This is a genomic window from Phenylobacterium sp., from assembly GCF_044236515.1.
Lineage (GTDB): Bacteria > Pseudomonadota > Alphaproteobacteria > Caulobacterales > Caulobacteraceae > Phenylobacterium.
Genome location: NZ_JBIIGK010000119.1, coordinates 1 through 9,089, shown reverse-complemented (window position 1 = coordinate 9,089; position 9,089 = coordinate 1). Strand labels below are relative to the sequence as shown.

Below are 9,089 nucleotides of genomic sequence, written 5' to 3'. Positions count from 1 at the left end.
GGTAACGCCAAGGTCGCCCTCGGCCTCGTGCTGGCGGTGACCGCCCTCGACCTGATCACCGCGGTGCGCATGAGCACCGTCAAGCGCAATTGCGACTGAGGGGAATCCCATGAAGGCGATCTGCTGGCAGGGAAAGAAGGACCTGCGCTGCGAGGAAGTCCCCGATCCGATCATCGAGGACCCGAAGGATGCGATCATCCGCATCACATCGACCTGCATCTGCGGGTCGGACCTGCACCTGATGAACGGCTTCGTGCCGACGATGTGCGCCGGCGACGTGATGGGCCACGAGCCGATGGGCGAGGTGGTCGAGGTCGGGAGCGAGGCCCGGAGGCTGGGGCTGAACGTCGGCGACCGGGTGGTCGTGCCGTTCCAGATGACCTGCGGCGAGTGTGAGCAGTGCCGCAAGCAGAACTTCTCGGCCTGCCAGGTGACCAACCGCAACAACGCCCTGGCCAAGGCCTTCTTCGGCGACAGCGTGGCCGGCCTGTTCGGCTATTCGCACATCACCGGGGGCTATGCCGGCGGCCAGGCCGAGTACCTGCGCGTCCCCTACGCCGCGACCACCGTCGTCAAGATCCCCAAGGCCGGCGAGGACGAGAAGTACCTGTTCCTGTCCGACATCCTGCCGACCGGCTGGCAGGCGGCGGCGCAGGTCGACGTCGGGCCGGAGGACACCGTGGCGGTCTGGGGCCTTGGGCCGGTCGGGCAGATGACGGTGCTGTCGGCCAAGGTGATGGGCGCCAAGCGGATCATCGGCATCGACGACGTGCCCGAGCGGCTGGAGATGGCGGCCGGCCTCGGGATCGAGGTGCTGGACCGCAAGGGGATCAACGTCATCCAGACGTTGAAGGACATGACCAATGGCCATGGCCCGGACGTGGTCATCGACGCGGTCGGGATCGAGGCGCACGGGCCCAATGCGGTGCTGGATCTGATGGATCGGGTGCAGACGGCGTTCAAGCTGGAGACCGAGCGGCCGGTCGCGCTGCGCGAGGCGATCATGGCCTGCAAGGCCGCCGGCCGCATCTCGATCCCCGGCGTCTATGGCGGGCTGTCGAACGCCGTGCCGATGGGCGCGCTGATGAACAAAGGCCTGACCCTGAGGACCGGCCAGACCCACGTCCGGAAGTGGACGGACGAACTGCTGCGGCGGATCGACGAGGGCGAGATCGACCCGAGCTTCGTCGTCACCCACCGGGTCCCGCTCGGCCACGGTCCGGAGATGTACAAGACCTTCCGGGATAAGAAGGACGGCTGCATCAAGGTGGTGCTGAAGCCGTAAGGTCGACTAGGCTCCGGCCTGATCGGGCCGGAGCCATCTATGTTGAAATCCCTGAGCGTGCGGGTGCTGGTCGCCCTGGTGGCCGGCCTGTTGCTGGGGGCGGCGGCGGCCGAGTTCGGCGGCCCGCTGGTGCGCGCAGGGGTCGAGAACTTCGAGGCGGTCGGGTCGCTGTGGCTCAACGCCCTGCGGATGACGGTCATCCCGCTGCTGTTTTCCGTTCTGGTGGTGGGCGTGGCCGGGGTGGCCGATGCGGCGGCGACCGGCCGGCTGGCCCTGAAGGCGATCGGCTGGTTCGCGGCCTTCCTGCTCGTCGGCTGCGCCTGGACGCTGGCCTTCGGCCACGGCTTCTACGCCCTGTGGCCGGTGGACCCGGGCGCGGCCACGGCGCTGGCCGCCGCCGCGCCGCCGCCGCCGGCGGAGGTCGCGGCGACGCCGACCTTCGGCGACTTCCTCAAGGGCCTGGCGCCCACCAATCCGATCAAGGCGGCGGCCGAGGACGCGATCCTGCCGCTGGTGGTGTTCGCCATCGCCTTTGCGTTCGCGCTCACCCGCCTTCCGGAGACGCGGCGGCTGGCGCTGACGGGGCTGTTCCAGAGCATCGCCGACGCCATGGTGGTGATCGTCCGCTGGGTGCTGTGGGCTGCGCCGGTCGGGGTCTTCGCCCTCTGCCTCGGCGTCGGCCTGCGGGCGGGCGTGGGGGCGGCCGGGGTGATCGGCCACTACATCGTCGCCGTCGTGCTGGCGCAGGTCGGCGTCATCGCGATCGCCGCCGCTGTGGCGATGGCCTGGGGACGGGGGCCGGCCGGCCTGTGGCTGCGGGCCCTGGCGCCCGTGCAGGCGACGGCGGTGGCGACGCAGTCCTCGCTGGCCTGCCTGCCGGCGATGATCGAGGAAAGCCGCCGGATCGGCCTGCCGGAACGGGTGGTCGGGCTGGTGCTGCCGCTGGCGGTGTCGGTGTTCAAGCTGACCAGTCCCGTCGCCAACCTGGCCGTCGCCCTGTTCGTGGCCCAGGTCTACGGGGTGGAACCCAGCGCCCTGCAGTTCGCTAGCGCCGTGGTGATCGCCCTGGCGGTCAGCGTCGCCTCGATCGGCCTGCCCGGCCAGGTGTCGTTCTTCATGAGCGTCGGGCCGATCTGCCTGGCGCTGGGCCTGCCGCTCGACCTGCTGCCGATCCTGATCGCGGTGGAAGTGGTCCCCGACATCTTCCGGACCATCGGCAACGTCACCGGCGACATGGCGGTCACCTCGCTGGTCGCCCGCGATCAGCCGCTGGAGGCCCAGACGCCCACTGCGGCCGCCGCCTGAGCCGCCAGGATCAGCGGCACGCCGAGGCGGAAGGCGGCCTTGCGGGTCTTGTGGCGATGCCGCCGCATGGCGAGCAGGCCGCCAGCCGCGCCGCCGGCCGCCGCCAAAGCAAGCAAGGCCCGCTCCGGCCAGCGTCGGTCCCGGCGCACGGCCGCGCGCTTGTCGGCGGCGAAGGCGGCGTAGGTGACGGCGTTGATGGCCAGGAGGTAGGCCAGGAGCAGCGGCATCCCCGGGCCTCTACCACGCCTCGCGGCGACTGACATTTGCGTCTGGCCGGAACGGCGGCCGACACCCGCGGTTAGCGCCCTGACGACGAGGACCAGGGATGCGGATCCATCACATCAACTGCGGGACCGACTGCCCGTTCGGCGGCGCGGCCATGGACGGGCGCAGCCACGGGCCGCTGGCGCATCTGGTCTGCCACTGCCTGCTGATCGAGACCGCCGGCGGCCTGGTGCTCGTCGACACCGGCTATGGGCTGAGGGACGTGCGCGAGCCATTCCCGCGGCTGAGCCGGCCGTTCGCCGCCCTGCTGAATATCCGGCTGCGGGAGGAGGAAACGGCGGTGCGGCAGGTGGAGGCGCTGGGATTCTCGTCGCGCGATGTCCGGCACATCGTCATCACCCACCTCGATTTCGACCACGCGGGCGGGCTGGAGGACTTCCCGCAGGCTCGCGTCCATCTGATGGCGGCCGAGTTCCAGGCGGCGACGGAGGCGCGCCACGGCTTCGTCTCGAAGAACCGCTATCGGCCGATGCAGTTCGACAACGTCCCGGACTGGCGCCGCTACGAGCCGGACGGCGAAGGCTGGTTCGGCTTCCAGTCGGTCCGTCAGCTGGACGGCTTGCCGCCGGAGATCCTGCTGGTGCCGCTGCGCGGCCACACCTGGGGCCATGCCGGCGTCGCGGTCGACACCGGAGCCGGATGGCTGCTGCACGCCGGCGACGCCTACTTCTACCGCGACGAGGTGCGGCGCGCCGAGCGCCACTGCACGCCGGGCCTGCGGCTCTACCAGAACATGATGGAAGTCGACCGGACGGCCCGGCTCGAAAACCAGGCGCGGCTGCGCGAACTGTCCCTCGACCCGATGGCGGGCGTGCGCATGATCTGCGCCCACGACGTCGTCGAGTACGAGGCCGCCCGCAGCGGGCGGCCGCTTTAGTCCTTACGGATTCTGAGCCGAAGGGTTCTGGGCCGGCGCCTCGTCGAGGCTGTTCACGCGGAAGGCGCTGCCCATCAGGGTGGCGCGGGCCTTGAGGGCGTCGGCGGTGGTCTCGCACCTGGCCGGCAGGGCCCAGCTCATCCACATCTGCGCCTTGGTGGCCGGGGTGACTTCGGGGCCGGCGTTCCAGGTCTGGCGGCCGCGGCGGACGGCCTCGGCGCCCTGGGCGTTGATCGGCCGCAGGCTCGCCTTCTCGGCGGCGGTGAGGGCGGCCTGGAACTCGACGAGCTTCTTGCGGCCGTAGGCCTGCTGATCCGCGTAGACCTTCATGTCCTCCGCCAGGCTGCGGCCCGGCGGGCGGAAGGCGCCTTCTATCCGCCGGACCTCCGGCATCACCTCGTCGTGCATGTCGAGGTAGCCGCGCAGGGCGCCGTAGCACCAGGCGACGAAGGGATAGTCCTCGCGCGGGGCGCCGGTGGGCCAGCGCTCCTCGCTCGCCGCGGCGGGCGGAGCGGCCGGCGCGGGTGCGGCGGCCTCGGGGGATTGGGCGATGAGGGCCAGGGCCAGGGCGAGTGCGGTCATGGCGATAAGCTACCTGTCAGAATTTCAGCGATTTTCAGGCGGAGCCCCGAAGCCCCCGCCGCCCGGCGTCTCGATCTCGATGAGGTCGCCAAGCTCTACCTTAACGGCGAAACAGCCGGGAAGTTCTCTAGCCTTCCCGTCGGCGGCGATCAAACGCTGCCGGCCGGGCAGGCCGGGGGCGCCGCCGGCGAGACCCTGCGGAGCGTGGTCGCGGCGGGTCGAGAGCAGGGCGGCGTCCATCGGTGCGAGGAAGCGGATGCGCCGCAAGGCGCCGTCGCCGCCGCGTCGGGCGCCCGCGCCGCCGGAGCCGCGGCGGATCGCGAACGCCTCGACCCGAACCGGGAAGCGCCGCTCGAGGATCTCCGGATCGGTCAGGCGCGAGTTGGTCATGTGGGTGTGGACGGCGCTGGCGCCGTCGGCCTCGGCGGTCGCGCCGGCCCCGCCGCACAGGGTTTCGTAGTACTGCCGTGCCTCGTCGCCGAAGGTGAAGTTGTTCATCGAGCCCTGGGCGTTGGCCATGACGCCGAGCGCGGCGTAGAGGGCGTCGACGACGTGCTGGCTGGTCTCGACGTTGCCGGCGACGACGGCCGCGGGCAGGCGGGGGGCGAGCATCGAGCCGGGGCGGGTGACGATCTTCAGCGGCTCCAGGCAGCCGGCGTTGAGCGGGATGTCGTCGTCGACCAGGGTGCGGAAGACGTAGAGCGCGGCGGCGTCGACGATGGCCGAAGGCGCGTTGAAGTTGCTTGGCCGCTGGTCGGCGCTGTCGGTGAAGTCGAGGACGGCCTCGCGGGCGACGGGATCGACGGTGGTGCGCACGACGATCTCGCCGCCGTCGTCCATGGGCGCGCGGGCCGCCCCGTCGGAGAGGCGGCCGACCGCGCGGCGCACCGCTTCGGCGGCGTTGGCCTGGACGAAGCCCATGTAGCGGGCCACCGCCTCGCCGCCGAAGGTCGCGATCATGCCGGCGACGGCGGCGGCGCCGGCCTGACAGGCGGCGATCTGGGCTTTGAGGTCGGCGAGGTTGCGGTCAGGCGCGCGGGCCGGGAAGGGGCCTGCGGCGAGGGCGGCGCGCACCTCGGCCTCCAGGAACCGGCCGCCGCGCATGATCCGCAGGGCGTCGAGCATGACGCCTTCCTCGCCGATGTCCCTGGAGAACGGCGGCATCGAGCCGGGCTGGACGCCGCCGACGTCGGCGTGGTGCCCGCGGGCCGCGACGTAGAAGGCGGGCCGCTCGGCGCCCTCAGTCAGGAACACCGGCATGACGACGGTAATGTCCGGCAGGTGGGTGCCGCCGGCATAGGGGTTGTTGAGGGCGAAGGCGTCGCCGGGCTTCAGGACGGGATGGCGGTCGCGTACGGCGCGGACGCTGGCCCCCATGCTGCCGAGGTGGACCGGCATGTGCGGCGCATTGGCGACCAGGCCGCCGTCGACGTCGAACAGGGCGCAGGAGAAGTCGAGGCGCTCCTTGATGTTCACCGAGTGGGCGGTTCGCTCCAGCGCTGCGCCCATGGCCTCGGCGACGCCCATGAAGCGGCGGTTGAAAAGCTCCAGGGTGACCGGGTCGCACCTCTCGGCCGCGATCGCCTGGGTGCGGTTGGCGTCGGTGCGGGTCAGGCGGATGAGGCCGTCGGCGTCGGCGGCGGCGCGCCAGTCGGGCAGGACGGCGATCTGGGTGTCGGCGCGGACGACGAGGGCGGGGCCATCGACGACGGTCAGGGTTTCAGCCGGGACGACGGGGGCGTCATGCCAGGCGCCGCGGGCGTAGATCGAGACCGTCTTCGGCGCGGCGCGAGGGGGGCGCGACCCCTCGTCCGTCGCCCGGCGGACCGCACCTTCTCCCGCAAGGGGGCTGCTGGCGGCTTCCACCTCCACGGAGGCGATCAGGATGGTTCGGCCGGGCTCGACGAAGCCGAACAGGCGGTGGTGGGCGGCCTCGAACTCGACTTGCGGGTCGGCGAGGGAGACGGGCAGTTCGGCGTCGGCGCCGTCGTACTTCAGGCGCAGGGTGCGGCGCAGCGGGCCGGGCTCTGCGCCCTGCGCGGCCAGGTCGGCGACGGCGAGGATCTCGAGGTCGGCCAGCGTCGCCTCGGCGCGGGCGAGGCCGGCGGCGTCGAGCGGGACCTCGAGGCCGGTCTGGCGCAGGGCGGAGACCTCCGCCTCGCCGATGCCCCAGGCCGAAAGCACCGAGCCGTAACGGGGACAGAGGACTTCGGAGACGCCGAGCGCCTCGGCGGTCTGGCAGGCGACCTGGCCTGCCGCGCCGCCGAAGGCGGTCAGGGCGTGGTCGCGGGGGTCGAAACCACGCTCGGTGGAAATGCGGCGGATGGCCTGGGCCATCTGCTCGACGGCGACGGCGACAAAGCCTTCGGCGGCCGCCTCGACGCTGGCGGCGCCCATGGCGTCGGCGAGGTCGGCGAGGCGGGCGCGGGCGGCCTGGGGGTCGAGCGGTCGGGTGCCGTCCTCGCCAAACACGGCCGGGAAACCCTCGGGGCTGAGCCGGCCGAGCACGAGGTTGGCGTCGGTGACGGCCGCTGGCCCGCCGCGGCCGTAGCAGGCCGGGCCGGGCCAGGCCCCGGCGCTGGCTGGACCGACCCGGGCGCGCAGGCCGTCGAAGGCAAGGACCGAGCCGCCGCCGGCCGCCACCGTCTCGACGTCAAGCATCGGGCTGCGCAGCCGAACGCCCGCGACCCTGGCCGTGTCACGCCGCTCCAGCGCGCCGGCGTAGCGGCAGACGTCCGTGGAGGTGCCGCCCATATCGAACCCGAGCACCGCTGCGCGGCCGGCCTGTCGCGCCGTCTGGCCGACGCCGACCACGCCGCCCGCCGGCCCGGAGAGGACGGCGTCGCGGGCGCGGAACGCCTCGGCCCGCACCAGACCGCCGGCCGAGGTCATGAAGTAGAGCGGCGCGCCGCCGACCGCCTGTGAGACCCGCCGCACGTAGGCCCGCAGGACCGGGGTGAGGTAGGCGTCGGCGACCGTGGTCTCGGCGCGGGGCAGGAAGCGCGGCAGGGGCGAGACCTGATGGCTCAACGCCACGCAGCCGAACCCCGCGGCCTCGGCCAGCCGGCCGGCGGCGAGCTCGTGCGCGGGATTGAGGTCGGCGTGCAGGAAGGCGATGGCGACGGCCGTGAAGCCCGCCTGAGCGGCCCGGCTCAGGCGCTCGGCCAGGGCGGCTTCGTCCAGCGGCCGGACCACGGCGCCGTCGGCGGCGAGGCGCTCGTCGGCCTCCAGCACCTCGTCGTAGAGCGGCGCGGGCCGCTCGATGTGGAGCGCGAAGAGGTCGGGCCGCGCCTGGTCGCCGATAATCAACGCGTCGGCGAAGCCGCGGGTGGTGACGAACAGCGTCCGCGCGCCGGCCCGCTCCAAGAGAGCGTTGGTGGCGACGGTGGTGCCCATCTTGATCGTCGCCACCCGATCCGCCGGAAACGGCGCGCCGGGCGGCGTTCCCATCAAGCGGCGCATGGCCTCGACGGCGGCGTCGTCATAGGCCGGCGAGGCGGAGAGCAGCTTCAGCGATCTCGTCGCGCCGTCCGGACCCGTGCCGATGACGTCGGTGAAGGTGCCGCCCCGGTCGATCGCGAAACGCCAGCACCTGACCAAAACGTAATGCTCCTGCCGATTGTCATGGCGACGCCACGGTCTTAAGGCTTGCGATACTCCGATGAGCTTCTGGCGCAAAATCGCGGGGCTGGCGGTCCGGAACCTGGACGAAGCCGAATGCCCCGACTGCCCGGCCGGCCTGCCCGGCGAGGATCCGGCGTTTTCCACCGCCGTCACGGCGCTGGGCGCCAAGCTGGCGAAAGCCGACGGGATCGCCGGCGCCGCCGAGTACGACATCTTCACCCAGGTCTTCCAGCCGGACGAGGGCAGCCGCGGCAACATCCGCCGGCTCTACCAGCTGGCCCGCCAGACGACCCGCGGCTTCGAGAGCTATGCGCGGCGGCTGGCCAAGCGCTACCGGTCGTGCCCGCAGCTGCTCGAGGATGTGCTGGACGGCCTGTTCTATGTGGCGACGTCGGACGGCGTCGTGACCGCCGACGAGCTCGCCTATCTGGAGCGGGTCTCGGAACTGTTCGGCCAGAGTCCGCTGACCTTCCGCCGGATCAAGGCGGTGCACATGGGCGCCGAGAAGGACGACCCTTACGCGGTGCTGGGCGTCGCCCACGACGCCAGCGACGCCGAGGTGCGCAAGGCCTGGAAGGCGCAGCTGTCGGACGCGCACCCGGACCGCGCCCGCGGCCGCGGCCTGCCCACGGAGTTCATCGAGGTGGCCGAAGCCAAGGCCGCGTCGATCAATGCGGCATTTGACGCCATCATGCGCGAAAGACGCACCTGGGCCCTGGAGGGCGCCGCCTAATCGCCACTTTCGAGGTTTTACCAATCTGTCGTGTTGACGTTCGGGACCCCCGGGCCGACATAATTCGTTGTAGCCAAAGGTCGCCGTCTGTCAGGACGCGGCCGGTTTGAGGTCGAGATGGTCAAGCAGTTCGCCGCCCGTCACGGTTCCGCCCTCCGCAGCCTCGCGGTGATCGGCGGCGCGTTGGCGACGGGCGCGGCGGTTATCGTGGGCGCGGTGCTGGCCATCTTCTTCGCCGCCACCGTCGCGGTGATCGCCATCATGGCCTCGGCGCTGCTGGCCTTCGCCGGCCTGGCCCTGCGCGCCCGCCGCACGGCGCGGGTGCGCAACCGCGCCGACGGCCTGATCGAGGCGCGGTATCTGGGCGGCCATCACTGGGTCGCCTACGGCTGGAACGA

Annotated in this window: 8 protein-coding genes; 5 read left to right on the top strand and 3 right to left on the bottom strand. The window is 72.1% G+C overall.

The genetic code is table 11. The annotated features are described in order from the left end of the window. Positions 1-109: 109 nt before the first annotated feature. Entirely contained in the window at positions 110-1,285 is a 1,176-nt protein-coding gene (locus ACILRF_RS11915; protein ID WP_395673147.1) for a zinc-dependent alcohol dehydrogenase, read from the top strand. A 39-nt stretch (positions 1,286-1,324) separates the two neighbouring features. Continuing rightward, the gene (locus ACILRF_RS11910; RefSeq protein WP_395673145.1) at positions 1,325-2,590 is read left to right on the top strand and encodes a dicarboxylate/amino acid:cation symporter; all 1,266 of its coding nucleotides are present in this window, start codon (positions 1,325-1,327) and stop codon (positions 2,588-2,590) included. Here ACILRF_RS11910 and ACILRF_RS11905 read toward each other — a convergent pair. Continuing rightward, positions 2,548-2,817 carry a DUF1294 domain-containing protein gene (locus tag ACILRF_RS11905; RefSeq protein WP_395673143.1) on the bottom strand — a complete coding sequence of 90 codons (270 nt, stop codon included), beginning with the start codon at positions 2,815-2,817 and terminating at the stop codon, positions 2,548-2,550. The genes ACILRF_RS11910 and ACILRF_RS11905 overlap by 43 nt on opposite strands. A 98-nt stretch (positions 2,818-2,915) precedes the next feature. Here ACILRF_RS11905 and ACILRF_RS11900 point away from each other — a divergent pair, with 98 nt between their 5' ends. Further along, positions 2,916-3,752, top strand: coding sequence for an MBL fold metallo-hydrolase (locus ACILRF_RS11900; protein WP_395673141.1), 837 nt, complete (start codon positions 2,916-2,918; stop codon positions 3,750-3,752). Positions 3,753-3,755: 3 nt separating this feature from the next. Here the strand turns inward: ACILRF_RS11900 and ACILRF_RS11895 are convergent, their stop codons facing one another. Next, the gene (locus ACILRF_RS11895; RefSeq protein WP_395673139.1) at positions 3,756-4,334 is read right to left on the bottom strand and encodes a hypothetical protein; all 579 of its coding nucleotides are present in this window, start codon (positions 4,332-4,334) and stop codon (positions 3,756-3,758) included. Between the two features lie 24 nt (positions 4,335-4,358). Then, positions 4,359-7,934 carry a hydantoinase B/oxoprolinase family protein gene (locus ACILRF_RS11890; protein WP_395673137.1) on the bottom strand — a complete coding sequence of 1,192 codons (3,576 nt, stop codon included), beginning with the start codon at positions 7,932-7,934 and terminating at the stop codon, positions 4,359-4,361. Positions 7,935-7,995: 61 nt separating this feature from the next. Between ACILRF_RS11890 and ACILRF_RS11885 the strand changes: the two genes are divergently transcribed. Further along, positions 7,996-8,691 (top strand): TerB family tellurite resistance protein, encoded by a 696-nt coding sequence (locus tag ACILRF_RS11885; RefSeq protein WP_395673135.1) that lies wholly within the window; start codon positions 7,996-7,998, stop codon positions 8,689-8,691. Positions 8,692-8,808: 117 nt separating this feature from the next. Beyond that, positions 8,809-9,089, top strand: a 281-nt coding sequence (locus ACILRF_RS11880) for a hypothetical protein (protein WP_395673133.1), incomplete at its 3' end; no start/stop codon positions are given.